Here is a 23,236-nt window from a genome sequence, read left to right as displayed (position 1 = left end):
CGTCACCCAAAACAACAATAAGAATCATTTTCATCTGAACTATAATACCGGGCTCACCCCGCCAACCGCCCCCGCTGCGGCAAGGCAGGCAAGACCAACCAGGCGCCTCGCGCCCTCGTCGCCCATTGATACATGTTCAAGAAGATCTGGTTCCAGTTGCACTGGTTCATCGGCATCACTGCCGGCACCCTGTTGATGACCATCGGCGTGACCGGCGCCGTGCTGGCTTTCCGCGATGAAATCATGGAAGCCCTGAGCCCCGGCGTGATGCATGTGCAAGTGCGCCAGCAGGCCACGCTCACGCCCCAGCAACTGCTGGACACACTGCGTGAGGCCGAACCGGCCCGGCGCGTCACCACGCTCACCGTCACTACTGAACCCGGCGCTTCCGCCCGCGTGGTCTTCGCCCCGCCGCCCGGCGTGCGGCGCGGTGAGGTGCGCTATGCCGATCCCTATACCGGCGCACTGCTGCCACCGGTGACCGGTGCCGAATTCTTTGAATTCATCGAACGCTTCCACCGCTGGCTGCTGCTGCCCACCGAGATCGGCAAGATCGTCCTGGGCACGCTGGCGCTGGCGCTGCTGATGCTGGCGCTCTCCGGCCTCTACCTGCGCTGGCCGCGCCGCCCGCTGTCGCTGCGCGCCTGGCTGCGGCTGGATTTCCAGCTGCAGGGGCGCTCCTTCCTGTGGAATCTGCATTCGGTCATCGGTACCTGGTCGCTGGTGATGTACGTGCTCTTCTCCATCACCGGCGCCTACTGGGCGCTGGACTGGTTCAAGGACGGTGTGAACACGCTGGCCGGCGAGAGCCGCCGCCCCGCCATGCAGCGCGGCGAGGGCAAGAAGAAACCTGCAACGGACGAAGCCATCCCGCTGGAACTGACCCAGGCCTGGAACAGTTTCCTGGCCAAGGCACCGGACTACCAGAGCGCCCAGCTGCGCCTGCCGGAGCAGGGTTCACAGCCGGTGCAGATCTTCTTCCTCGATCACGGTGCGCCCCATGAGCGCGCCCGCAGCCGCATGGTGGTCTTGCCGCTGAGCGGCGAGATCCGGCAGTTGGAACGCTACGAAGACAAGAGCAATGGCGGCAAACTGGTCGCGGCCATCTATCCGCTGCACATGGGCACTTACTTCGGTCTGCCGGGCCGCATCATCATGGCCATCGCCAGCCTGATGATGCCGCTCTTCGGCATCACCGGCTGGATGCTCTATCTCGACCGCCGCCGCAAGAAAGCCGCGCTGCGCGCCGAACGTGCCAGTCTCGACGGCACGACACCCGCGCCCGAAGGTGAACCGGTCCTGGTGGCCTATGCCTCGCAGACCGGGCAGGCCGAGCGCATCGCTCTGCATACCGCTGCCGGCCTGCGCCGCAGCGGCATCGCCGTGCAACTGCAAGCGCTGGCACAGAGCACGCCGGAGAGCTTGCGCCATCACCGCCGCATCCTCTTCATCGCCAGTACCTTTGGCGAGGGCGATGCCCCCGACAGCGCGCGCGGATTTGAAAAGCGCCTGCGCGCGGCCGCAGGCCAGTCACTGGCCCACCTGCACTACGCCATCCTGGCCCTGGGGGATCGTCATTACGCGCAGTTCTGCGGCTTCGGCCACACCCTCGACCACGGCCTGCGCCAGTGCGGGGCCAAGCCCCTGTTCCCGCTGGTGGAAGTGGACCGCATGGCCGGCGTGGCGCTGCGCAAATGGGATACTGAACTGGCCGCCCACGGACTGCAGGCAAGCGTGAGCGAACTGCTGCCCACCACTGCACCGGCATGGCAGCAGTGGAAGCTGACACGACGCGTGCTCATGAATCCGGGCAGCCAGGGTGCGCCGCTGTATCACATCGAACTACGGCCGCAGGACGGCAGCCTGCCCGACTGGCAAGCTGGTGCACTGGCAGAGATCCTGCCGCGCCACGCACCGGATCGTATCGCCCTGTTGCTGCAGCGCCTGCAACTGGATGGCACTGCCATGGTGAGCCATCAGGGCCGGCAAAAGACGCTGGCCGAGGCGCTGGCCTGCAGTGTGCTGCCACCGCATCCGGCACGAGACGCCCAAGCCCTGGCCGACCAGTTGCAGCCCTTGGCCGCACGTTCGTACTCGGTGGCCTCGGTACCGCAGGATGGAGCGGTGCACCTGCTGGTGCGCCAGGTGCAGCATGAAGACGGACTGGGACTGGCCTCGGGCTGGCTGACCGAATTTGCACCGAGCGACGCCTCCATCGATCTGCGTCTGGTGGAGAACGCCGGTTTCGCCCCGGCCGCTGCCGGTACACCGGCCATCTTCATCGGCAATGGCTCGGGCATGGCGGGCTTGCGCGGCCATCTGCGCGCACGCGTGCTGCATGGAGAAAGCAAGTCCCGCAACTGGCTGCTCTTCGGAGAACGTAACGAACGTTACGATTTCCTGTATGCCGATGAATGGCTGGACTGGCTGGAACACGGCGGCCTGGCGCGCCTCGACCTGGCCTTCTCGCGTGACCAGAGCGAACGCCTGTACGTACAGGACCGGCTGCGTGAAGCCGGGCCCGAGCTGCGCCAGTGGCTGGACCAGGGAGCCGTCATCTACGTCTGCGGCAGCCTGGAGGGCATGGCTGCCGGGGTCGATGCCGTCCTCACGGACCTGCTGGGCGAAGCCGGCCTGCATGCCCTGATCGAGCAGAACCGCTATCGCCGCGACGTTTACTGATATTTCCAACAGGATGGATCGTCGATCCATCCGCCCCTCCTGCGGGATGCAACACCTCCCCTGCCCGCCTGTAGGCAGCTCCCGCTTTCCTCTGTAGGACAGTTCCGATTCGTGCCTGCGGCCGCGCTACGGCGCTGCGGCCGGGCATATACTCGTCCGCACAGCGTTGCCTGCGAACACCCCCACAGCGTCGAGGTCCATGGCAGCGCCCAACCGGGATCCTTCCATGACCAACAAGAAAATGACATTGAGGAGCTGGTCCGCCGCCGGGCTCGTGTTGCTGCTGAGCTCGCTGATGCTGGCCGCGTGCAGTTCGCTGCCCACCATCGTGCCCGACATGGACACGCAATCGGCCCGCACCATCCAGATGAAGGGCGGACGCGGCGTGCTCTCCGAGGCACAGGCCAAGGCTGCACTGGACAAGCTGCGCGCGCAGAACGCCGACAACACCCTGCTGGACCGCCACGTGGCCATCGAAGGGGCCATCACCGGCTCGCCCCTGGTGACCGGCAACAAGGTGACGCTGCTCATTGACGGCCCGGCCACCTACGCCTCCATGCAGCAGGCCATCCAGGCCGCGCGCTATCACATCAACATGGAAACCTACATCATGGAAGACGATGAGGTCGGCCGCCAGTTCGCCGACCTGCTGATCGCCATGCAGAAGAAGGGAGTCCAGGTCAACCTGATGTATGACAGCGTGGGCAGCATCAGTACCCCGCGCGAGTTCTTCCAGCCCTTGATCGATGCCGGCGTCAACGTACTGGAATTCAATCCCCTCAATCCCACCCAGCTGCGCAAGGACTGGGCCGTCAACCAGCGCGATCACCGCAAGCTGCTGGTGGTCGATGGCAAGACCGCTTTCGTCGGCGGCATCAATATCAGCAGCGTCTATTCCAGCGGCTCCTTCAGCAGCCGCAAGAAAAAGCCGCAGCTCAACAAGGACGGCGAGCAGATCCCCTGGCGTGATACGCAAGTGCGCATCGATGGTCCGGTGGCGCTGGAATTCCAGAAGCTCTTCATCGAGACCTGGGGCAAGCAGCGCGGCCCCGACCTAGGCGACCATCGCTACTTCCCGCCCGTGGCCCCGGCCGGCAACGAGATCGTGCGCGCCATCGGCAGCTCGCCCGATGATCCCTACAGCATCATCTACGCCACCTTCATCTCGGCCATCCAGCATGCGGAGAGCTCGATCTACCTGACCAATGCCTACTTCGTGCCCGATCCGCAACTGCGCGATTCGCTCAAGGATGCGGCCCGGCGCGGGGTGGACGTGCGCCTGATCCTGCCTTCGCACAGCGACTCCTCGCTGGTGCTGTATGCCTCGCGCTCCTTCTACAGCGAATTGCTGGAAGCGGGCGTGCGCATCTATGAGCGCCAGGACGCGCTGCTGCATTCCAAGACCGCGCTCATCGATGGCGTCTGGTCCACCATCGGTTCGACCAACCTCGACTGGCGCAGCTTCGTCTACAACCAGGAAATCAATGCCGTGATCCTGAGCCCGCAATTCGGCGCCCAGAATAAAACCATGTTCGACCGGGATCTTGGCGCCTCCAAGGAAATCACAAAGGAACAATGGGAACAGCGCCCCATCAGTGAGAGGATGAAGGAATTTGGCGCCAGCGTCTGGTCCCGCCTGCTTTGAGCGCGGCGGGAGACGCCGGTGAATGAACGAATGTACTGAAATCGAGAAGGAGTCCGGTTTGCGATCGATGTTGTCCCGTCTGACCTCACGCTTGTTGCTGGCTGCCACCTGTGCCTTGGCTGCCGGCAGCTGGGCGCATGCCCAAACCCCGACCGCCGCGGCCGCCATGAAGAGCCGTTATGAAGAATTGCAGGGCGAGCTCAGTAACAACGGTTACCATCGCCCGCTCTACCTGAATTCGCGCGAGGAAGGCGGCAACGTCAAGGGCGACATCTATGCCGTGCTGAGCTATCCCTTTACCCAGGTGCGCGAGTCGCTCGACAACCCCGACCATTGGTGTGACATCCTCATCCTGCACCTCAACACCAAGTATTGCCGCATGATGCGCGAGAATGGACAGACCACCCTGCGCATGCAGGTCGGCAAGAAGACCGAACAGGATCTCAACGATACCTACCGCGTCGATCTGCGCTATCACGGCGGGGCCAGCGCGGCCGATTATCTCTCGTCCTCGATGCTGGCCGACAAGGGGCCGCTGGACACCTCCAACTATCGCATCGAGATCGAGGCCATTCCCCTGGATGAGAAGCGCTCCTTCCTGCATTTCAGCTATGCCTATTCCTATGGCATGGCCAGCAAGCTGGCGCTGCGTGCCTACCTGATGACAGCCGGCCGCGACAAGGTCGGCTTCAGCGTGGTCAAGCGCGAGGCCAACGGACAGCCGCAGTATGTCTCGGGCAGCCGCGCCACGGTGGAGCGCAATACCATGCGCTATTACCTGGCCATCGATGCCTATCTGGCAGCGCTGGAAGCACCGGCCGGAGAACGGCTGGAGAAGCGGCTCACGGCCTGGTACGGTGCGACCGAACAGTATCCTCGCCAGTTGCATGAGGTCAGCCGCGAGGACTATCTCGCCATGAAGCGCAAGGAAGTGGCGCGGCAGCAGAAGGCCGCTCAGTAATCCTGCGCCTCGGCCTGCTCACGCAGCCACTCAAGGAACGCCGCCACCGCAGGCCGGCGCGCATGGTGCGCCGGGTAGACCGCAAAGTGCGCCTTGACCTTGATGGCGCGTTCCAGTCCGAAGACCGGTTTCAGTTTTTTTTCCTCGATGTGCCGCGCGGCCACGGTCGCGCTCTCCAGCGCCACGCCCAATCCCTGGGTGGCGGCGTCCAGTGACATCTGCGCGCGGTCGAAGCGCACCGCGAATTGCTCCGGCGGACGCACGTCCGCAAATTCCCCGAACCAGTCCGACCACTGCACCACGCTCACGTTGCTGCGAATGAGCTTCACGCCCAGCAGGTCGGCGGGCTTCCTGAGTTTGTATTCACGGATGAAGGCCGGGCTGGCCAAGGGCACGATGCGCTCTTCGAAGAGCGGCTCCACTACCAGTCCCGGCCAGTTGGGAATGCCGTAGCGGATGTCGATATCGACCTCGCCCAATTCAAAATTGCTCTGCGAATGCGCCGCCGAGAGATTGAAGGTGATCTCCGGATAGGTGCGCGCGAAATCATTGAGCCGCGCCATCAGCCACAGGCTGGCGATACTGGGTGCGGAATGGATGTAGAGCGTATTGCTGACCCCCTGCCGCACATCCATGGAGGCCGCCGTGATGGCCGAGATCGCCCCCTGGATGCGTGCCAGGTAACTCTCCCCTGCCGTGGTGATGCGCACGCCGTGCGCGCTGCGCTCGAAGAGGCGAATGCCGAGATAGGATTCCAGCCGCGCCACCTGGTGGCTCACCGCCGAGGCCGTCAGGTGCAGCTCGGCCGCCGCCAGCGCAAAACTCTTGCGCCGGGCCACCGCTTCGAAGGCCTGGAGGTTGGGTAACGGCGGGAGAACGGCCATGGACGGGCTCTCTGGCTAAGATGATGATCCGTCACTTTAACATGACGAGACTTCGCTTGTCGTCAGGCGAGGAAAGTTCGACCATGCGCATCAGAACAAAAACGGAGACATGGTCAACGCCCCTGCATGCTGCACGGCAGCACGCGCCATCGCGCATCCGCGCTGTCTCCGCTGTTGCTCACCTCAACGCAAACATCTGGAGAACACGACATGCTGCTCAAGGACAAGGTTGCCGTCATCACCGGCGGTGCAGGACTCAACGGACTGGGCTACGCCACGGCGCGCCTGATGGCCGCACAAGGCGCCCGCGTGGTGGTGCTGGACCTGGCGCAAGCCGACCCGGCCGGCGCTGCAGCGCGCATCGGCAGCCAGCACCTGGGGCTGGTGGCCGACGTGACCGACAAGGCTTCCTGCGAGGCGGCCATTGCCCAGGCCGTCAAGCAGTTCGGCCGCATCGACATCCTGGTCAACAATGCCGGCATCACCCAACCCGTCAAGACGCTGGAGATCACCGGCGCCGACTACGACCGCATCCTCGATGTCAGCCTGCGCGGCACGCTCTACATGTCGCAGGCGGTGCTGCCGGCCATGCGCGCGCAGCAGAGCGGTTCCATCATCTGCATCTCGTCGGTGTCGGCGCAACGCGGCGGCGGCATCCTGGGTGGTCCGCACTATTCCGCAGCCAAGGCCGGCGTGCTGGGCCTGGCGCGTGCCATGGCGCGCGAGTTCGGTCCGGAAGGCATCCGCGTCAACTGCATCACCCCCGGCCTGATCGGCACCGACATCATCAAGGGCAAGCTCACCGAAGAAAAGAAGGCCGAAATCGCCGAGACCATTCCGCTGGCGCGCCTGGGCCGTGCCGACGACATCGGCGGCGCCTGCGTCTTCCTGGGCAGCGACCTCTCGCAATACTGCACCGGCATCACGCTGGACGTTAATGGTGGAATGCTGATTCATTAAACACAGCTTAATGCTCGCGCACGCCGGCCTGGCCGGCATCTTTCCCGATATCAGAACAAACAGGAGACCAGAGATGACCCAAGACAACAGCAAACCCGGCAAGACCACCCTGAGCCGCCGCCAGCTGCTCAAGGCCGGCGCCGTGGGCGCGGCGCTGCCGCTGTTTTCCATCATGAGCCGCCCGGCCCATGCGGCCGAGTTCAACTACAAGTTCGCCACCGGACAGGATCCGTCGCACCCGGTCAACAAGCGTGCGCAGCAGGCCATCGACCGCATCCGCGAAGCCACCGGCGGCCGGCTGGACATCAAGCTGTTCCCGGCCAACCAGCTGGGTTCGGATACCGACCTGATGTCGCAGATCCGCAATGGCGGCGTGGAATTCTTCAACCAGGCCAGCGTGGTGCTGTCGACCCTGGTGCCGGCGGCCGGCATCGTCAACACCGGTTTCGCCTTCCACGATTACAAGGAAGTCTGGCAGGCCATGGATGGCGCGCTGGGTGCCTACGTGCGTGCGCAAATCGAGAAGGTGGGGCTGCTGACCATGTCCAAACCCTGGGACAACGGCTTCCGCCAGATCACCACCTCGACCAAGCCGATCAAGACTGCGGGCGACCTCAAGGGCCTGAAACTGCGCGTGCCGGCGGCACCGATGCTGACTTCGCTCTTTACCGCACTGGGTGCCAGCCCCACGCCGATCAACTTCAACGAAGTCTATTCGTCGCTGCAGACCAAGCTGGTCGAAGGCCAGGAAAACCCGCTGGCCATCATCAGCACGGCGCGCCTGTACGAAGTGCAGAAGTTCTGCACCATCTCCAACCACGTGTGGGATGCCTACTGGATCCTGGGCAACCGCCGCGCCTTCGAGAAGCTGCCCAAGGACATCCAGGAAATCGTGCGCCGCGAACTGGACAAGGCCGCCACGGACGAACGCGCCGATATTGCCTCGCTGGCCGGCTTCGCCCGCAATGACTTGCAAGGCAAGGGCGTGCAGATCATCAAGGCCGACAAGGATTCCTTCAAGGCCGCGCTGGCCCAGGCCAACTTCTACAAGGACATGCGCGCCAAGTTCGGTGACGATGCCTGGAAGCTGCTGCAGAACGCCGTCGGGAGCCTGGGATGAGCGCCCTCTCGCTGGAGCAGCCGGTGACGGATGACCGCTCGCTGGCCGCGCGCCTGGAAAACTGGCTGGGCCTGGCCATCGAGATCCCGGCCGCGGCGCTGGTGGTGGGCGAAGTGGTGGTCCTGCTGGCGGGCGTGATCATGCGCTTCATCTTCAACAACCCGATCCCCTGGGCCGATGAACTGGCCTCCATCCTCTTCCTCTGGCTGGCCAACCTGGGCGCGGCCGTGGCCCTGCGGCGCGGCACCCACATGCGCACCACCGTGCTGGTGGGCTTCATGAGCGAACGCGGCCGTGCCTGGGCGGAAGCCCTGGCCATCATCGCGCCCTGCCTGATGCTGCTGATCCTGATGCATCCGATGTGGGAATACGCCGAAGACGAAATGTTCGTGCAGACCCCGGCGCTGGGCTGGCCCAACACCGTGCGTGCGGCGGCCGTGGCGGTCGGCGCGGCGCTGATGATTGCGCTGTCGCTGCTGCGCATCTCGCGCCAGAAGCTGGTCGACCTGGCCGGCGTGGTGGCCCTGCTGGCCGTGGTGGCCGGTGCCATGTATCTGGGCGCGGGCTGGCTGCAGGCCATCGGCAACTGGAACCTGGTGGTGTTCTTCGGTGTGGTGCTGGGGGTGTCGGTGCTGCTGGGCATTCCCATCGCCTTCTGCTTCGGGCTGGCGACGGTGGCCTTCATGCTCACGGTCACCACCAGCCCGCTGGCGGTGGTGGCGGGGCGCTTCGATGAAGGCATGTCCTCGTTGATCCTGCTGGCCGTGCCGCTGTTCATCCTGCTGGGCCATCTGGTGGAGATGACCGGCATGGCCAAGGCCATGGTGGATTTCCTGGCGTCGCTGCTGGGCCATGTGCGCGGCGGCCTGAACTACGTGCTGCTGGGGGCGATGCTGCTGGTCTCGGGCATCTCCGGCGCCAAGACCGCCGACATGGCGGCCGTGGCCCCGGTGCTGCTGCCGGAGATGAAGCGGCGTGGCAATCACGAGGGTGAACTCATTTCGCTGCTGGCGGCCTCCGGTGCCATGGCCGAGACCATTCCGCCCTCGCTGGTGTTGATCACCATCGGTTCGGTGGCCGGGGTATCGATTGCGGCGCTGTTCACCGGCGGCATCATGCCGGGCATCGTGCTGGCGGTATTGCTGGCGATCCTGGCGCGCTGGCGCAGTGCCGAGATTCTCGAAGGCATCCAGCGCGCGCCCGGCCGCGTGGTGCTGCGCACGCTCATCATCGCCCTGCCCGCGCTGCTGCTGCCGATCCTGATCCGCACTGCCGTGGTCGAGGGAGTGGCCACGGCCACCGAGGTCTCCACCATCGGCATCGCCTATTCGGTGGTGGCGGGTCTGCTGGTGTATCGCCAGTTCGACTGGAAGCGGCTCTATCCGATGCTGGTCGACACCGCCGCCTTGTCGGGCGCGATCCTGTTCATCATCGGCACCGCTACCGGCATGTCGTGGGCGCTGACGCAGTCGGGCTTCTCGCATGCGCTGGCCGAGGCCATGACCAGTGTGCCGGGTGGCAAGTATGGTTTCCTGCTGGTGTCGATTGCCGCCTTCATCGTGCTGGGCAGCGTGCTGGAGGGCATCCCCGCCATGGTGCTGTTCGCGCCGCTGCTGTTCCCGGTGGCCAAGGCCATCGGCGTGCATGAGGTGCATTACGCCATGGTCATCATCCTCTCCATGGGGGTGGGCCTGTTCGCGCCGCCCTTCGGCCTGGGCTACTACGCCGCCTGCACCATCGGCCGCGTGCATCCGGACGTTGCCGTCAAGCGCATCTGGCCCTACCTGGGCGCGCTGGTGGTGGGCCTGCTGATCGTGGCCTTCGTGCCGTGGTTCTCGATTGGCTTCCTGTGATTTTTTACGTTTTCATTCCTCTAGCAAGGACTCGCAATGTCTGACAATTTGGCAAACCTGCGCGCAAGCGCATACCGCATCCGCCGCAATGCCGTGCGCATGGGCGAGGTCCAGGGCCAGGGCTACATCGGCCAGGCGCTGGGCTGGGCCGACGTGCTGGCCGTGGCCTACAAGCACGCCATGCAACTGCGCCCGGATGATCCGGAATGGAGCGGCCGCGACCGCTTCCTGCTCTCGCACGGGCACTACGCCATCGCCCTGTATGCCGCCCTGATCGAGGCCGGCATCGTCCCCGATGAAGAGCTGGAATCCTACGGCAGCGATGACAGCCGCCTGCCCATGTCGGGCATGGCGACCTATACGCCGGGCATGGAAATCTCCGGCGGCTCGCTGGGCCAGGGCCTGGCCATCGGCGTGGGCATGGCGCTGGGCCTGCGCTACAACAACAATGCGGCCTTCGTCTACAACTCCATGTCCGATGGCGAGCTGGATGAGGGCTCGACCTGGGAAGCCGCCATGGGCGCCGCCCACCACCAGCTGGGCAACCTGATCTGCCTGGTCGACATCAACAACCAGCAGGCCGATGGTCCTTCCAGCAAGGTGATGGGCTTTGAGCCGCTGGCCGACAAGTGGGCGTCCTTCGGCTGGTATGTGCAGCGGGTCGATGGCAATGACCTGGCCGCCGTGGTGCGGGCCTTCGACAATGCCCGCCACCTCAAGGACGCCAAGCCGCGCGTGATCCTGTTCGATACCCTGATGGGCAAGGGCGTACCCTTCCTGGAGCAGCGCGAGAAGAACCACTTCATCCGTGTGGATCCGCCCGAATGGCAGCAGGCGCTGTCCATCCTCGACCAGTCTTATCAACAAGGAAGCCAAGCATGAACACCGTCGCAGAGAAGAAACCGCGCCTGACCACCTCGGCCATGATCGCCTCCATCGCCGCCGAGGGGCAGCGCGTGCAGGCGGCCCCGTTCGGCAAGGCCCTGGTGGAATACGCTGCGGACCGCCCCGAGATCGTGGGCCTCACCGCTGACCTGGCCAAGTACACCGACCTGCATCTGTTCCAGAAGGCGTATCCCGAGCGCTTCTTCCAGATGGGCATGGCCGAGCAGTTGCTCATGGCCGCCGCCGGCGGCATGGCCAAGGAAGGGCTGGTGCCCTTCGCCACCACCTATGCGGTCTTTGCCACCCGGCGTGCGTATGACTTCATCCACCAGGTGATCGCCGAAGAAAACCTGAACGTGAAGATCTGCTGCGCCCTGCCCGGCCTGACTACCGGCTACGGCCCCAGCCACCAAGCCACCGAAGACCTGGCGATGATGCGCGCCATTCCGGGCATGACCATCGTCGACCCCTGCGATGCGCTGGACCTGGAGCAGGCGGTGCCGCAGATCGCGGCGCACCAGGGCCCGGTCTACATGCGTCTGGCGCGCGGCAACGTGCCGCTGGTGCTGGATGAATACGACTACCAGTTCGAGCTGGGCAAAGCCAAGGAGATCCGCGATGGCAACGACGTGCTCATCATCTCCAGCGGCTTCATGACCATGCGCGCGCTGGAAGTGGCCAAGGCGCTGGAGGCCGACAACGTCAGCGTGGGCGTGCTGCACTGCCCGACCATCAAGCCCTTTGACGAAGCCACGGTGGTGCAGCAGGTCAGCAAGAAGAACCGCCTGGTGGTGGTGGCCGAGAACCATTCGGTCATCGGCGGCCTGGGCGAGATCGTCGCCACCACGCTGATGCGCCACCGCGTGCAGCCGGCGGGCTTCCAGATGGCGGGGCTGCCGGATGCCTTCCTCGATGCAGGAGCGCTGCCGACCTTGCATGACCGGTATGGAATCAGTTGCGAGGTGTTGAGCCGGCGGATCAGGGAGTGGTTGAAGTAATCGCTTGCCAGCGGATACAGACGCTGACCAGAACGCAGACGATAAAAAAGGAGACCTCGGTCTCCTTTTTTTCATGGCGTATTGCTGAGACTCACTTCAGGCTCAACACCCACTTCACCAGCTCCTTCGCCTCAGCCTCGGTCACCTGGCCCTTGTTGGCCGGCATCGCCACCGGACCCCAGACACCGCCGCCGCCGTTGAGGACCTTCTGGGTCAGCTTGGCTTCGGCATCCTTCTGGCCGGCGTATTTCTTGGCCACGTCCTTGAAGGCGGGGCCGACGATCTTGGCATCCACCGAGTGGCAGGCCATGCAATTCTTGGACTTGGCCAGTTGCGCATTGGCCATGGCTTCGGCGGAAATGGCCGAACCGGCCACCAGGGTGGCGATCAACAACAGGTATTTCATGGGGGCTCCTCAGCAAGCGGTGGACGACGGTCAGGCCTGCAGCAGCATTCTCCAGGCGCTTCGCAGGCGGGGCTATTCTACCCGGCTTCGCCACGCACCCTCTATCTGCCCTCGCGTATATCTGTCATAGATCAAATTCCATGACGGAAATATCACACCCCCCTCGCCTTGTCGCCCCGCAAGGCCAGGGATATCATGGACGCCCGACTCATTCGGATCCGATATCAGTCCATGTCCGACCATCCCCGCCTGGAATTGCGCCAGCTGCGCTACTTTGCCGCCGTCGCCGAAGAAAAGCATTTCGGCCGCGCCGCCGCGCGCCTGCACATGACTCAGCCGCCGCTGTCGCAGACCATCGCCGCGCTGGAAGAGCAACTGGGCACCCCCCTGTTCCAGCGCACCAAGCGCAGCGTGGCGCTCACCCCTGCCGGCCAGGCGTTGCTGCCGGAGGTCCAGCGCATCCTGCAACAGGCCGCCGCCCTGCCCGACCTGGCCCGGCGCGCGGCCAGCGGGGCCTCCGGGCTGTTGTCGCTTTCTTTCATATCGAGTGCGGACTACAGCATCCTGCCTCCGCTCCTGCAGCGCTTCCGGGCGCGTTATCCGCAAGTCCAGATCGAATTGCGCGAAGCCACCACCGATATCCAGCTGGAAGACCTGATGCAGGGCAAGATCGATGCCGGCCTGCTGCTCCCGCCCCTGCCGGAAAAGGCGGCGGCCGTGCTGGATGTGCGCCCTGTGCTGTCGGAGCCGCTGATCGCAGCCCTGCCCGAAGGCGCGGTCAGGAAACGCGGGCCGGTGTCGCTCAAGAGCCTGCGCGAGCTGCCGCTGATCATCTTCCCGCGCCGCATTGCGCCGGCCTTCCATGACACCATCCTGTCCTGCTTTCGCGATGCGGGCGTGACGCCCCATATCGGCCAGGAGGCGATCCAGATGCAGACCATCGTCGGCCTGGTCTCGGCTGGCATGGGAATGGCGCTTGTGCCACAATCCGTCTCGAATTTGAAACGCCCGGGCGTGGACTACCGCCGGCTTTCGGATACGGCACCGGAAATCCAGACCGGCCTGGCCTGGCGGCGCGACAACCCGTCCGGCGTGCTGCGTGCCCTGCTGGATCTCCTGGACATGCCCGCCTGATCCCATCGCACGGGAATCGCTGCTGCGAACTTGCGCAAGCCGGCGCGCTCCAACCGCCGTTCCGCCCAACAACAGAAAGATCAAACTCATGCTCGTCCACCCCATGCCCGACCCGATCGCCATCCACATCGGGCCGCTGGCCGTCCACTGGTATGGCCTGATGTACCTGCTGGCCTTTGCCCAATTCATCGCGCTGGGACGCCTGCGCATCAAGCAGCCCCACATTGCCGCCGTCGGCTGGAAGAAGGAAGACCTCGACGACATGCTCTTCTATGGCGTGCTCGGGGTGGTGCTGGGCGGGCGGCTGGGCGAGATCCTGTTCTACAACCCGGCGTATTACTTTGCGCATCCGGCCGACATGATCGCGGTCTGGAAGGGCGGCATGTCCTTCCACGGCGGCTTCCTGGGCGTGATGCTGGCGATGTACCTGTGGGGCCGCAAGCGCGGGCGCAACCTGATGGACATCATGGACTTCATCGCGCCCATGGTGCCGCTGGGGTACGCGGCCGGCCGCCTGGGCAATTTCATCAATGCCGAGCTGCCGGGGCGTCCGGCCGATCCCTCGTTGCCCTGGGCCATGATCTGGCCCAATGTGGACAACATCCCGCGCCATCCTTCGCCGATCTACCAGATGCTGGTCGATGGCATCCTGCTGTTCATCATCCTGTGGATCTTCGCGCGCCACTCGCGTCCCCGCATGGCGGTGGCGGGCATGTTCTCGCTGCTGTATGGCTGCGCCCGCTTCTTTACCGAGTATTTCCGCGTGCCGGATTACGAGGTGCATTTCGGTGGCATCACCATCTCGGCCGGGCAGATGCTGTCGGTGCCGATGATCGTGCTGGGGATCATCTTGCTGGTGCTGGCTTACAAGCTCAGGCAACAGGCCCAGGCGCCGGTGGAGCCGGCAGTCGTGGCCAAGAACTAGACCACTAAAAACAGACAAAAAACAAAGACAAACAAAAAGGGCGGGCAGCGATATCCATCGCGCCCGCCCTTTTTTCTTGATTCATCACCATCCGAACACCCTCTGACCAATTCAATGAAACGACTCATCATCATCACGACAAGCGTCCTCTTGATCGTCATGACATGCTTGCTGGGCATCGTACTGACCGGCCTGCTCGATGACATCCAGAAGAGCGATGCAGGCATCGTACTCGGCTCCAAGGTCATGCCGGACGGCACACCCTCTGACCGCCTTCGCGCAAGACTGGACAAGACCGCCGAACTGTATCGGCAAGGCATGTTCCCGCGCATCATCGTCAGCGGAGGCACGGGCAAGGAAGGCTTCAGCGAGGCGCAAGTGATGGCCGCCTACCTGAGCGAAATACAGTCCGTTCCCCGTTCGGCCATCCTCCTGGATGAGCAGGGCAACACGACCATGGCAACGGCGGTCAACAGCGCAGCGATCATGCAGGCCCATGGTTTGCGCAGCGCCCTGGTCGTCACGCAGTTCTTCCATATTCCGCGCAGCCGTTACGCGCTGCACCGCGTCGGCATCGACATCGTTCATTCAGCACATGCGAACTACTTTGAAGCCCGTGATTTCTATTCCCTCGCACGCGAAATGATCGCACTACCAGCCTACTGGCTGGGCAGCAGACAATGACCAAAACAAAAAGCCCCGGCTGCAAACCGAGGCTTTTTTGATTCGATCAGACGGCTGGAAAAACCCGCCACCGTCTTCTCTCAAGGCTGTGGAAAACTCAAGCCTTCTTCAACGCAGCTGCCGCCTTGGCGATCTCGGTGATCTTGTCCCAGTCACCGGCCTCGATGGCCGCCTTCGGGGTCAGCCAGGAGCCGCCTACGCACACGACGTTCTTGCACGCCAGGAACTGCGGTGCCGTCTCTTGCGTAATACCGCCCGTCGGGCAGAACGACACATCGGACAAGGGACCGGCAATACCGTTGAGCATGCCCACGCCACCGGCCGGCACGGCCGGGAACAGCTTCAACTGACGGAAGCCCGCTTCGCGCGCGGCCATCACTTCGGAAGGCGTCATCACGCCCGGCAGCAGCGGCAGGCCGCTGCGCTTGGCCGCTTCGATCAGCGCCGGGGTCAGGCCAGGCGAGACGCCAAAGACCGCACCTGCATCACGCGAAGCGGTGAACTCTTCGGGCGAAGTCAGCGTACCCACGCCCACGATGGCGTCCGGCACCGACTCGGCAATGGCACGGATGGCCGGCAGGCCGTGCTCGGTGCGCAGGGTGATTTCCAGCACGCGGATGCCGCCCGCGACCAGGGCGCGTGCCAGCGGCACGGCGTGTTCGAACTTGTCGATGGCGATCACCGGGATGACCGGCGAGGCGCGCATGATTTCCAGTGTGGTCTTCATACCGTGACTTTCTCTTTCTCAAAAATCGGCGGCAGGCCAAAGGTGGCGCCACCCTCTTCTGCGGTTCCCACCGCGTTGCGGAACAGGCTGAACAATTCGCGGCCCATGCCGTGCTGATTGCCCGACAGGTCGCTGCTGTCCAGGCCACGTGCTTCCCATTCGGCAGCCTCGACCTTGGCTTGCAAGGTGCCGGCATCGGCGTCCAGACGGATGATATCGCCAGTACGCACGCGTCCCAGCGGACCACCGCCCAGCACTTCCGGCGTAACGTGGATCGCGGCCGGTACTTTACCCGATGCGCCCGACATGCGGCCATCGGTCACCAGCGCCACGTGACGGCCCTTGTCCTGCAGGATGCCCAGCGCCGGGGTCAGCGAGTGCAGCTCCGGCATGCCATTGGCACGCGGACCCTGGAAGGTGATGACGGCCACGAAGTCGCGGTCCAGTTCGCCGGCCTTGAAGGCGGCCATGAAGGCTTCCTGCGAATGGAACACCACCGCAGGCGCTTCGACCACGCGATGCTCGGGCTTGACCGCCGAAATCTTGATGACCGCACGGCCGAGGTTGCCCTGCAGCAGCTTCAGGCCACCGTCAGCCGCAAACGGCTTGGCCACCGTGCCCAGCACGCCTTCGTCGCCGCTCGTGGCAGGAACGTCGTGCCAGGTGACGATACCGGGGCGGCCGTTCTCGCCTTCAGCGGCCAGCATCGGTTCCTTGCAGTGCTGGCGCAGGCCCTGGCCCAGGATGGTGGTGACGTCGTCATGCATCAGGCCGGCGTCGATCAGCTCACGCAGCACGAAGCCGGTGCCACCCGCCGCATGGAAGTGGTTCACATCGGCCGTACCGTTGGGGTAGATCTTGGTGATCAGCGGCACCACGGCCGAGAGCTTGTCGAAGTCATCCCAGTCGATCACGATGCCGGCCGCCTTGGCGATGGCCACCAGGTGCAGGGTGTGATTGGTGGAGCCGCCGGTGGCATGCAGCGCGACGATGGCATTGACGATGGACTTCTCGTCGATCATGCGGCCCACCGGCGTGTATTGCGAACCGAGGTCGGTGATCTTGGCAGCCTGCTTGGCCGCGGCCGCGGTGAGCGCATCGCGCAGCGGGGTATTGGGGGTAATGAAGGCTGCGCCCGGCAGGTGCAGGCCCATGGCTTCCATCAGCATCTGGTTGCTGTTGGCGGTGCCGTAGAAGGTGCAGGTACCGGCCCCGTGATAGGACTTCGATTCCGCTTCCAGCAGTTCGGCGCGGCCGATCTTGCCGGCCGTGTAGAGCTGGCGGATCTTGACCTTGTCGCTGTTGCTCATGCCGCTGGTCATCGGACCGGCCGGCACGAACACGGCCGGCAGGTGGCCGAAATGCAGCGCGCCGATCAACAGGCCCGGCACGATCTTGTCGCACACGCCCAGGTACAGCGCCGCATCGAACATGTTGTGCGACAGCGCGATGGCAGTGGCCATGGCGATGGCGTCGCGCGAGAACAGCGACATCTCCATGCCGGCCTGGCCCTGGGTCACGCCATCGCACATGGCCGGGGTGCCGCCGGCGAACTGCGCCACGGCGCCGGCTTCGCGCGCGGCTTCTTTCAGAATCTGGGGGAAACGCTCGAAGGGCTGGTGCGCCGACAGCATGTCGTTGTAGGCCGAGACGATGGCCAGCGACGGCGCCTTGTCTTCCTTCAACTTCAGCTTGTCATTGGCGGGGAAGGCGGCGAAGCCGTGGGCCAGGTTGGTGCAGCCCAGCGCGCCACGCTGCGCGCCCTTGCGGCGCGCGGCTTCCAGGCGTTCGAGATAAGCGGTCCGGTAAGGACGGCTACGTTCGGCGATGCGTTGGGTGACGCTGGCTAAGGTAGCGTTGAGAGACATTGTCGGTTTCCTGTTAGCGTTAACACTGTAATTTTACTACACAATTTTGGCCGAATGAAATCATACACTTAGAGCGCTGCAGCAGGCCAGTGCTGCATGTCTTTTCATTGGTAAGCATCATTGCGCTTCAAAACCCTTATCACTTCGGAGTTTGAGCCGGCAGCGCCGATGCCGCACGGCAATGTAACGGGCCCGTCATAAACTGTAGTGAAACTACCACTTTGGCGACATTTGATGTATAGTCGTCTGCGTTGTCCCTAGAACATGACCCCGGCCGGCCGCGCTGCCCGCCAGGTCAAGACAGCCAACCGACACCCAACTCATGCATACCACCGCCCTGACCGACACGGCCGCCTTCCAGGCATTGCAAGTCCATCACGCCACGGCAGTTCAATGGCACCTGCGCGACCTGTTCGCCCGACAGCCCGACCGTTTCGAGCGCATGCACGTGCGTGCTGCCGGGCTGCTGCTGGATTACTCCAAGAACCGTCTCAATGCCGACACGCTCTCCCTGCTGATGAGCCTGGCCCGTGAACGCGGCGTGGAAGCCCTGCGTGAAGCCATGTTCAGCGGCGAGAAGATCAACTTTACCGAACAACGTGCCGTCCTGCACACTGCCCTGCGCGCACCGGCCGATGACCGCACCGCGCAAGTGGACGGACAGCCCGTGGCGCAGGAGGTTCATGCGGTCTTGCAGCACATCCGCGATTTCTCCGAGCGTGTGCGCAGCGGCCAATGGCGCGGCTACACCGGGCGCGAGATCACCGACATCGTCAACATCGGCATCGGCGGCTCCTTCCTCGGCCCGCAGATGGTCTGCACGGCCCTGCGCGATTATCGCCATGCACGCCTGACGGCGCACTTCGTCTCCAACGTCGATGGCCATGACCTCGATGAGGTGCTCTCGCGCATCGATCCCGAGACCACGCTGTTCATCGTCGCCTCCAAGACCTTTACCACCCAGGAAACCATGCTCAACGCCAAGTCGGCGCGCGCATGGTTCTTGCAGCATGGCAAGTCCGACGATCTGGCCAAGCACTTCGTGGCCGTCTCCACCAATGCCAAAGAAGTCGCAGCCTTCGGCATCGATACCGAGAACATGTTCCCCTTCTGGGACTGGGTCGGCGGCCGCTACTCGGTGTGGTCGGCCATCGGTCTTCCGATCGCCCTGCTGATCGGCTACGACCACTTCGCGCAATTCCTGGCCGGCGCGCACGCCATGGATCGCCATTTCCGCGAAGCGCCGCTGGAATCGAACATGCCGGTGATCCAGGCCCTGGTCGGGATCTGGAACCGCAACTTCCTCGACAGCGCCTCGCTCACCATCGCGCCCTATCACCAATGGCTGCGCTTCTTCCCGGCCTACCTGCAACAGCTGGACATGGAGAGCAACGGCAAGCGCATCACCCGTGACGGCACACCGGTCTCGGTACAGACCTGCCCGGCCATCTGGGGCGACGTCGGCACCAATGGCCAGCACGCCTATTTCCAGCTGCTGCACCAGGGCACGGACATCACGCCCATCGATTTCATCGCGGTCCTCAAGCCTTCACACGCCATTGCCGAGCATCAGGAAGCGCTGCTGGCCAACTGCTTCGCGCAGTCCGAAGCCTTCATGCGCGGCAAGGATGCCGACGAAGTGCGTGCCGACCTGCAGGCACAGGGCTTGCCCGAAGCGGAACTTGCGGCCCTGATCCCGCACAAAACCTTTGATGGCAATCGTCCCAGCAATACCCTGCTGCTGCCCGAACTGAGCCCGCATGCGCTGGGCGCGATGATTGCGCTCTATGAGCACAAGACCTTCGTGCAGGGCGCGATCTGGGGCATCAACAGCTTCGACCAGTGGGGCGTGGAACTGGGCAAGGTCCTGGCCAAGACCATCCTGGCCGAACTGAAGTCCGACACCGCACCGGATGCAGCGCGGCACGATGCCTCCACCAGCGCCCTGATCGCCCTGGCGCGCGAGGCAGCCCGCACCGGACAGCAAGGCTAGCAACCACGTAGCGCCCACCCGCTACTTCACGCACAAAGAGACAACACACACCATGGCTACTTCTGATTTCGATCTGGTTTTATTCGGCGGCACCGGCGACCTCTCGATGCGCAAGCTGCTGCCGGCGCTGTATGCCCGCGAACGCGCGCGCGACCTGCCGGCCGATGCCCGCATCATCTGCCTGGGCCGCGATGAAAAATCGCGCGAGGATTTCCTCAAGCTGGTGGAAAAGGATTCCAAACCCCACGTGCCGGCCGCCAACCTGGACGCCAGCGTCTGGGACCGCTTCACCAACCGCCTGCAATACGCCTCGGTCAATGCCAAGGAAGCCGACAGCTTCAGCCATCTGAAAGAAGCCCTGCGCGAAGTCGACGGCCTGGCCCGCGTGTTCTACCTGGCCACGCCGCCGAGCCTGTTCGCCTCCATCTGCGAGAACCTCTCCAAGGCTGGCCTGGTCACGCCAACCTCGCGCGTGGTGCTGGAAAAGCCGCTGGGCCGCGACCTCGAAAGCGCCCGCAACATCAACGCCCAAGTGGGCCGCTACTTCCAGGAATCGCAGATCTTCCGTATCGACCACTACCTCGGCAAAGAGGCGGTGCAGAACCTCTTGGCGCTGCGCTTCGGCAACGTGCTGTTCGAGCCGCTGTGGCGCCGTGAATGGATCTCCGACGTGCAAATCACCATCGCCGAAGAACTCGGCGTGGGCGGCCGCTTCGATTACTACGATACCTCCGGTGCGCTGCGCGACATGCTGCAGAACCATCTGCTGCAACTGCTCTGTATCGTGGCCATGGAACCGCCGGTGTCGAACTCGGCCGATGCCGTGCGCGATGAAAAACTGAAGGTGCTGCGCTCGCTCAAGCGCTTTACCCCGACCACGCTGGCCATGAACGTGGTGCGCGGCCAGTACCGCGCCGGTCACGTCGATGGCGTGGCCGTGCCCGGCTACCGCAAGGAAGCCGATGCCAATCCCGATTCGCGTACCGAGACCTATGTGGCGGTGAAGGCCGAGATCGATACCTGGCGCTGGGCTGGCGTCCCCTTCTACCTGCGCACCGGCAAGCGCATGGCCGATTCGCTGGCCGAGATCGTGGTGCGCTTCAAGAGCGTGCCGCACTCCATCTTCGCGCATCAGAACGACACGCCCAACTGCCTGGTCATCCGCCTGCAGCCCGACGAAGGCCTGCACATGAACCTGATGGCCAAGCAGCCCGGCGACGGCATGCGCCTGCGCCCGGTGGAACTGGAGCTGGACTTCCGCGAGAAATTCAAGACCCCGCGCATGGATGCCTACGAGCGCCTGCTGCTGGACGTGCTGCGCGGCCACCTGACACTGTTCATGCGCAGCGACGAACTGGAAGCCGCCTGGGAATGGGTCGAACCCATCCTCACCTACTGGGACCAGCAGGAAGCCGACCCCGTGCCCTACAACGCCGGCACCTGGGGCCCGGCTGCGGCGAGCGCACTGATCGGCCGCGATGGCCTGCAGTGGCGCGAAGAAGCGCTGCCCGAGGTCTGAGGCCACAGGCTTAGCGTCACCAGGCCACTGCCATGTCCATGCTGCTCGATTCCATTCGCACCCACATCAACTCCCTCTCCAAGTCGGAGAAGAAAGTGGCGGCCACCATTCTGGCCAACCCGCAGCTGGCCTTGGCGGAGAACCTGACGGCGCTGGCCAAGAATGCGGAAGTCTCGGAACCGACCGTGATCCGCTTCTGCCGCGCCATCGGTTACGAGGGCTGGCACGACTTCAAGTTGAAGCTGGCGCAGAGCCTGGCACTGGCCCTGCCGGGTGCCGATGAAACGCTGGCGCAGGACGACCTGGCCGCCGACCTGGTCAACAAGATCTGCAGCCGCTCCATCAACACCCTGCTGGACTTGCGCAATCACCTGAACCCGGATGCGATCCAGCTGGCGCTGGACGTGCTGGCACGCGCCAACAAGATCGAGTTCTACGGCCAGGGTACCTCCGGCATCGTGGCCAACGATGCCCAGCACAAGTTCTTCCGCTCGGGCGTGCCCACGGTGGCTTATTCCGACCCGCACATCCACAGCATCGCGGCTTCGCTGCTCAAGGCCGGCGACTGCGTGGTGGCGATCTCGCAGCGCGGCGGCAATGCCGCCCTGCTGCGCTCGATCCAGCTGGCCCGCAAGGGCGGTGCCGACATCATCGTGCTGGGACCGTCCGGCACTCCCCTGGCCGAATTGGCCACAGTGCTGGTGCCCATCGACCTGTCCTTCAACATCGACCCCTATACGCCCATCTCGGCGCGCCTGGCGCACCTGGTGGTGATCGACATCCTCGCCGTGGGCCTGGCCCTGCGGCGCGGACCGGAATTCCGCAAGAAGATGCAGAACGCCCAGAAATCGCTGCAGAAATTCGACATGCAATTCGATTCCTTCTTCCGTTGAGAGGACTGCGACGGATCAAGGATCAGTCATTGACCGACAGACAACGCAGCGCCCATGCGTACAATGCCGTTGTCCCCTTCATTCTCTTTAGCAACAGGACTTTCCATGAGCCAGCTTGACCAGTTGAAGCAGTACACCACCATCGTGGCCGATACCGGCGACTTCCAGGCGATGAAGGCCTTCGCGCCGCAGGACGCCACCACCAATCCCTCGCTGATCCTCAAGGCTGTGCAGAAGGCCGAGTACCAGCCGCTGCTGGAGTCGGTCGTCAAGGCCCACGCCGGCAAGAGCACCGATGAGATCATCGACCGCCTGCTCATCGCCTTCGGCCTGGAAATCCTGAAACTGATCCCCGGCCGCGTCTCCACCGAGACCGATGCGCGCCTGTCCTTCGATACCGAGGGCACGGTGGCCAAGGGCCGCGAACTGATCCGCCTGTACGAAGAGGCTGGCATTGCGCGCGAGCGCGTGTTGATCAAGATCGCCTCCACCTGGGAAGGCATCCGTGCCGCCGAGATCCTGGAGAAGGAGGGCATCCGCTGCAACCTGACGCTGCTGTTCTCGCTGCCGCAAGCCATTGCCTGCGCCGAAGCGCGTGTGCAGCTGATTTCGCCCTTCGTCGGCCGCATCTATGACTGGTACAAGAAGTCCACCGGCCAGGACTACACCGGTAGCGATGATCCGGGCGTGCAGTCGGTCAAGGCGGTCTACAACTACTACCGCAAGTTCGGCTACGCGACCGAAGTGATGGGCGCGAGCTTCCGCAATACCTCGCAGATCGTCGAGCTGGCCGGTTGCGACCTGCTCACCATCAGCCCGGACCTGCTGCAGAAGCTGGCCGAGTCCGACGCACCGGTCGAGCGCAAGCTGAGCAAGGAAGCGGCCGATGCCGCCGATATCGTGCGCATCTCGCTGGACGAAAAGGCCTTCCGCCTGGCCTTGAACGGCGACGCGATGGCCACCGAAAAACTGGCCGAAGGCATTCGCCAGTTCGCAGCCGATGCAGTGAAGCTGGAACAGATCGTGGACGGCCTGCGCTGAAATAACGCACACGCAAAAGCCGGAGCCCATCACAAGGCGAGCACCTCGGTGCTCGCCT

The 23,236-nt window shown here is 64.1% G+C and carries 19 protein-coding genes; 15 read left to right on the top strand and 4 right to left on the bottom strand.

Annotation, left to right across the window (positions count from 1 at the left end):
* Window positions 1–132 precede the first annotated feature (132 nt).
* The 3 genes from ACLRDN_RS05040 (at window position 133) to ACLRDN_RS05030 (ending at window position 5,288) form a co-directional block, all read left to right on the top strand.
* On the top strand, window positions 133–2,682 hold the full coding sequence (locus tag ACLRDN_RS05040) for a PepSY domain-containing protein (RefSeq protein WP_413459232.1): 2,550 nt from the start codon (window positions 133–135) through the stop codon (window positions 2,680–2,682).
* A 226-nt stretch (window positions 2,683–2,908) separates the two neighbouring features.
* Window positions 2,909–4,327 carry a cardiolipin synthase gene (gene cls / locus ACLRDN_RS05035; protein WP_413459231.1) on the top strand — a complete coding sequence of 473 codons (1,419 nt, stop codon included), beginning with the start codon at window positions 2,909–2,911 and terminating at the stop codon, window positions 4,325–4,327.
* A gap of 22 nt (window positions 4,328–4,349) precedes the next feature.
* Window positions 4,350–5,288: a hypothetical protein gene (locus ACLRDN_RS05030; RefSeq protein ID WP_413459230.1), complete on the top strand. Its 939-nt coding sequence runs from the start codon at window positions 4,350–4,352 to the stop codon at window positions 5,286–5,288.
* Here the strand turns inward: ACLRDN_RS05030 and ACLRDN_RS05025 are convergent.
* Entirely contained in the window at window positions 5,282–6,172 is an 891-nt protein-coding gene (locus ACLRDN_RS05025; RefSeq protein ID WP_209532063.1) for a LysR substrate-binding domain-containing protein, read from the bottom strand. The genes ACLRDN_RS05030 and ACLRDN_RS05025 overlap by 7 nt on opposite strands.
* Window positions 6,173–6,382: 210 nt before the next feature.
* Here ACLRDN_RS05025 and ACLRDN_RS05020 point away from each other — a divergent pair, with 210 nt between their 5' ends.
* The 5 genes from ACLRDN_RS05020 (at window position 6,383) to ACLRDN_RS05000 (ending at window position 11,988) form a co-directional block, all read left to right on the top strand.
* Window positions 6,383–7,132, top strand: coding sequence for an SDR family NAD(P)-dependent oxidoreductase (locus ACLRDN_RS05020; protein ID WP_413459229.1), 750 nt, complete (start codon window positions 6,383–6,385; stop codon window positions 7,130–7,132).
* Between the two features lie 73 nt (window positions 7,133–7,205).
* On the top strand, window positions 7,206–8,252 hold the full coding sequence (locus ACLRDN_RS05015) for a TRAP transporter substrate-binding protein (protein ID WP_413459228.1): 1,047 nt from the start codon (window positions 7,206–7,208) through the stop codon (window positions 8,250–8,252).
* On the top strand, window positions 8,249–10,105 hold the full coding sequence (locus ACLRDN_RS05010; RefSeq protein ID WP_413459227.1) for a TRAP transporter large permease subunit: 1,857 nt from the start codon (window positions 8,249–8,251) through the stop codon (window positions 10,103–10,105). The genes ACLRDN_RS05015 and ACLRDN_RS05010 overlap by 4 nt, the downstream gene beginning before the upstream one ends.
* A 36-nt stretch (window positions 10,106–10,141) precedes the next feature.
* Window positions 10,142–10,987, top strand: coding sequence for a transketolase (locus ACLRDN_RS05005; RefSeq protein WP_413459226.1), 846 nt, complete (start codon window positions 10,142–10,144; stop codon window positions 10,985–10,987).
* Window positions 10,984–11,988: a transketolase family protein gene (locus ACLRDN_RS05000; protein ID WP_134221566.1), complete on the top strand. Its 1,005-nt coding sequence runs from the start codon at window positions 10,984–10,986 to the stop codon at window positions 11,986–11,988. Before ACLRDN_RS05005 ends, ACLRDN_RS05000 begins: the two co-directional genes overlap by 4 nt.
* A gap of 91 nt (window positions 11,989–12,079) precedes the next feature.
* Here ACLRDN_RS05000 and ACLRDN_RS04995 read toward each other — a convergent pair whose 3' ends face one another.
* Window positions 12,080–12,394 carry a c-type cytochrome gene (locus ACLRDN_RS04995; RefSeq protein WP_413459225.1) on the bottom strand — a complete coding sequence of 105 codons (315 nt, stop codon included), beginning with the start codon at window positions 12,392–12,394 and terminating at the stop codon, window positions 12,080–12,082.
* A 231-nt stretch (window positions 12,395–12,625) separates the two neighbouring features.
* On the opposite strand from ACLRDN_RS04995, the gene ACLRDN_RS04990 reads away from it, so the two are divergent.
* From ACLRDN_RS04990 to ACLRDN_RS04980, 3 genes are all read left to right on the top strand, one after another.
* A complete protein-coding gene (locus ACLRDN_RS04990) occupies window positions 12,626–13,528 on the top strand; it encodes a LysR family transcriptional regulator (protein WP_413459224.1) in 903 nt (300 codons plus the stop codon).
* 88 nt (window positions 13,529–13,616) lie between these two features.
* Window positions 13,617–14,453 (top strand): prolipoprotein diacylglyceryl transferase, encoded by an 837-nt coding sequence (lgt, locus tag ACLRDN_RS04985; protein WP_413459223.1) that lies wholly within the window; start codon window positions 13,617–13,619, stop codon window positions 14,451–14,453.
* A gap of 114 nt (window positions 14,454–14,567) precedes the next feature.
* Window positions 14,568–15,137 carry a YdcF family protein gene (locus tag ACLRDN_RS04980; protein WP_413459222.1) on the top strand — a complete coding sequence of 190 codons (570 nt, stop codon included), beginning with the start codon at window positions 14,568–14,570 and terminating at the stop codon, window positions 15,135–15,137.
* A gap of 97 nt (window positions 15,138–15,234) precedes the next feature.
* Here the strand turns inward: ACLRDN_RS04980 and ACLRDN_RS04975 are convergent, their stop codons facing one another.
* The gene (locus ACLRDN_RS04975; protein WP_034336019.1) at window positions 15,235–15,864 is read right to left on the bottom strand and encodes a bifunctional 4-hydroxy-2-oxoglutarate aldolase/2-dehydro-3-deoxy-phosphogluconate aldolase; all 630 of its coding nucleotides are present in this window, start codon (window positions 15,862–15,864) and stop codon (window positions 15,235–15,237) included.
* A complete protein-coding gene (gene edd / locus ACLRDN_RS04970; protein ID WP_413459221.1) occupies window positions 15,861–17,732 on the bottom strand; it encodes a phosphogluconate dehydratase in 1,872 nt (623 codons plus the stop codon). Before edd ends, ACLRDN_RS04975 begins: the two co-directional genes overlap by 4 nt.
* A gap of 322 nt (window positions 17,733–18,054) precedes the next feature.
* Between edd and pgi the strand changes: the two genes are divergently transcribed.
* From pgi to tal, 4 genes are all read left to right on the top strand, one after another.
* Window positions 18,055–19,725: a glucose-6-phosphate isomerase gene (pgi, locus tag ACLRDN_RS04965; RefSeq protein WP_413459220.1), complete on the top strand. Its 1,671-nt coding sequence runs from the start codon at window positions 18,055–18,057 to the stop codon at window positions 19,723–19,725.
* A gap of 52 nt (window positions 19,726–19,777) precedes the next feature.
* The gene (zwf, locus tag ACLRDN_RS04960) at window positions 19,778–21,244 is read left to right on the top strand and encodes a glucose-6-phosphate dehydrogenase (protein ID WP_413459219.1); all 1,467 of its coding nucleotides are present in this window, start codon (window positions 19,778–19,780) and stop codon (window positions 21,242–21,244) included.
* A 38-nt stretch (window positions 21,245–21,282) separates the two neighbouring features.
* Complete coding sequence (locus ACLRDN_RS04955) at window positions 21,283–22,137, top strand: SIS domain-containing protein (protein ID WP_034310514.1); 855 nt, start codon at window positions 21,283–21,285, stop codon at window positions 22,135–22,137.
* Window positions 22,138–22,242: 105 nt separating this feature from the next.
* Window positions 22,243–23,178 (top strand): transaldolase, encoded by a 936-nt coding sequence (tal, locus tag ACLRDN_RS04950; RefSeq protein ID WP_413459218.1) that lies wholly within the window; start codon window positions 22,243–22,245, stop codon window positions 23,176–23,178.
* Window positions 23,179–23,236 lie beyond the last annotated feature (58 nt).

Source organism: Herbaspirillum huttiense (assembly GCF_047300815.1).
GTDB lineage: Bacteria > Pseudomonadota > Gammaproteobacteria > Burkholderiales > Burkholderiaceae_D > Herbaspirillum > Herbaspirillum huttiense_A.
Note: the sequence above shows the minus strand (reverse complement) of the source record. Positions and strands in the feature narration are given on the sequence as shown.

What these genes read in the sequence shown, in the direction of transcription:
- ACLRDN_RS05040 (WP_413459232.1), top strand. Translation starts at nt 133, where the DNA reads ATGTTCAAGAAGATCTGGTTCCAGTTGCACTGGTTCATCGGCATCACT.
- cls (WP_413459231.1), top strand. Translation starts at nt 2,909, where the DNA reads ATGACCAACAAGAAAATGACATTGAGGAGCTGGTCCGCCGCCGGGCTC.
- ACLRDN_RS05030 (WP_413459230.1), top strand. Translation starts at nt 4,350, where the DNA reads ATGAACGAATGTACTGAAATCGAGAAGGAGTCCGGTTTGCGATCGATG.
- ACLRDN_RS05025 (WP_209532063.1), bottom strand. Translation starts at nt 6,172, where the DNA reads ATGGCCGTTCTCCCGCCGTTACCCAACCTCCAGGCCTTCGAAGCGGTG.
- ACLRDN_RS05020 (WP_413459229.1), top strand. Translation starts at nt 6,383, where the DNA reads ATGCTGCTCAAGGACAAGGTTGCCGTCATCACCGGCGGTGCAGGACTC.
- ACLRDN_RS05015 (WP_413459228.1), top strand. Translation starts at nt 7,206, where the DNA reads ATGACCCAAGACAACAGCAAACCCGGCAAGACCACCCTGAGCCGCCGC.
- ACLRDN_RS05010 (WP_413459227.1), top strand. Translation starts at nt 8,249, where the DNA reads ATGAGCGCCCTCTCGCTGGAGCAGCCGGTGACGGATGACCGCTCGCTG.
- ACLRDN_RS05005 (WP_413459226.1), top strand. Translation starts at nt 10,142, where the DNA reads ATGTCTGACAATTTGGCAAACCTGCGCGCAAGCGCATACCGCATCCGC.
- ACLRDN_RS05000 (WP_134221566.1), top strand. Translation starts at nt 10,984, where the DNA reads ATGAACACCGTCGCAGAGAAGAAACCGCGCCTGACCACCTCGGCCATG.
- ACLRDN_RS04995 (WP_413459225.1), bottom strand. Translation starts at nt 12,394, where the DNA reads ATGAAATACCTGTTGTTGATCGCCACCCTGGTGGCCGGTTCGGCCATT.
- ACLRDN_RS04990 (WP_413459224.1), top strand. Translation starts at nt 12,626, where the DNA reads ATGTCCGACCATCCCCGCCTGGAATTGCGCCAGCTGCGCTACTTTGCC.
- lgt (WP_413459223.1), top strand. Translation starts at nt 13,617, where the DNA reads ATGCTCGTCCACCCCATGCCCGACCCGATCGCCATCCACATCGGGCCG.
- ACLRDN_RS04980 (WP_413459222.1), top strand. Translation starts at nt 14,568, where the DNA reads ATGAAACGACTCATCATCATCACGACAAGCGTCCTCTTGATCGTCATG.
- ACLRDN_RS04975 (WP_034336019.1), bottom strand. Translation starts at nt 15,864, where the DNA reads ATGAAGACCACACTGGAAATCATGCGCGCCTCGCCGGTCATCCCGGTG.
- edd (WP_413459221.1), bottom strand. Translation starts at nt 17,732, where the DNA reads ATGTCTCTCAACGCTACCTTAGCCAGCGTCACCCAACGCATCGCCGAA.
- pgi (WP_413459220.1), top strand. Translation starts at nt 18,055, where the DNA reads ATGCATACCACCGCCCTGACCGACACGGCCGCCTTCCAGGCATTGCAA.
- zwf (WP_413459219.1), top strand. Translation starts at nt 19,778, where the DNA reads ATGGCTACTTCTGATTTCGATCTGGTTTTATTCGGCGGCACCGGCGAC.
- ACLRDN_RS04955 (WP_034310514.1), top strand. Translation starts at nt 21,283, where the DNA reads ATGCTGCTCGATTCCATTCGCACCCACATCAACTCCCTCTCCAAGTCG.
- tal (WP_413459218.1), top strand. Translation starts at nt 22,243, where the DNA reads ATGAGCCAGCTTGACCAGTTGAAGCAGTACACCACCATCGTGGCCGAT.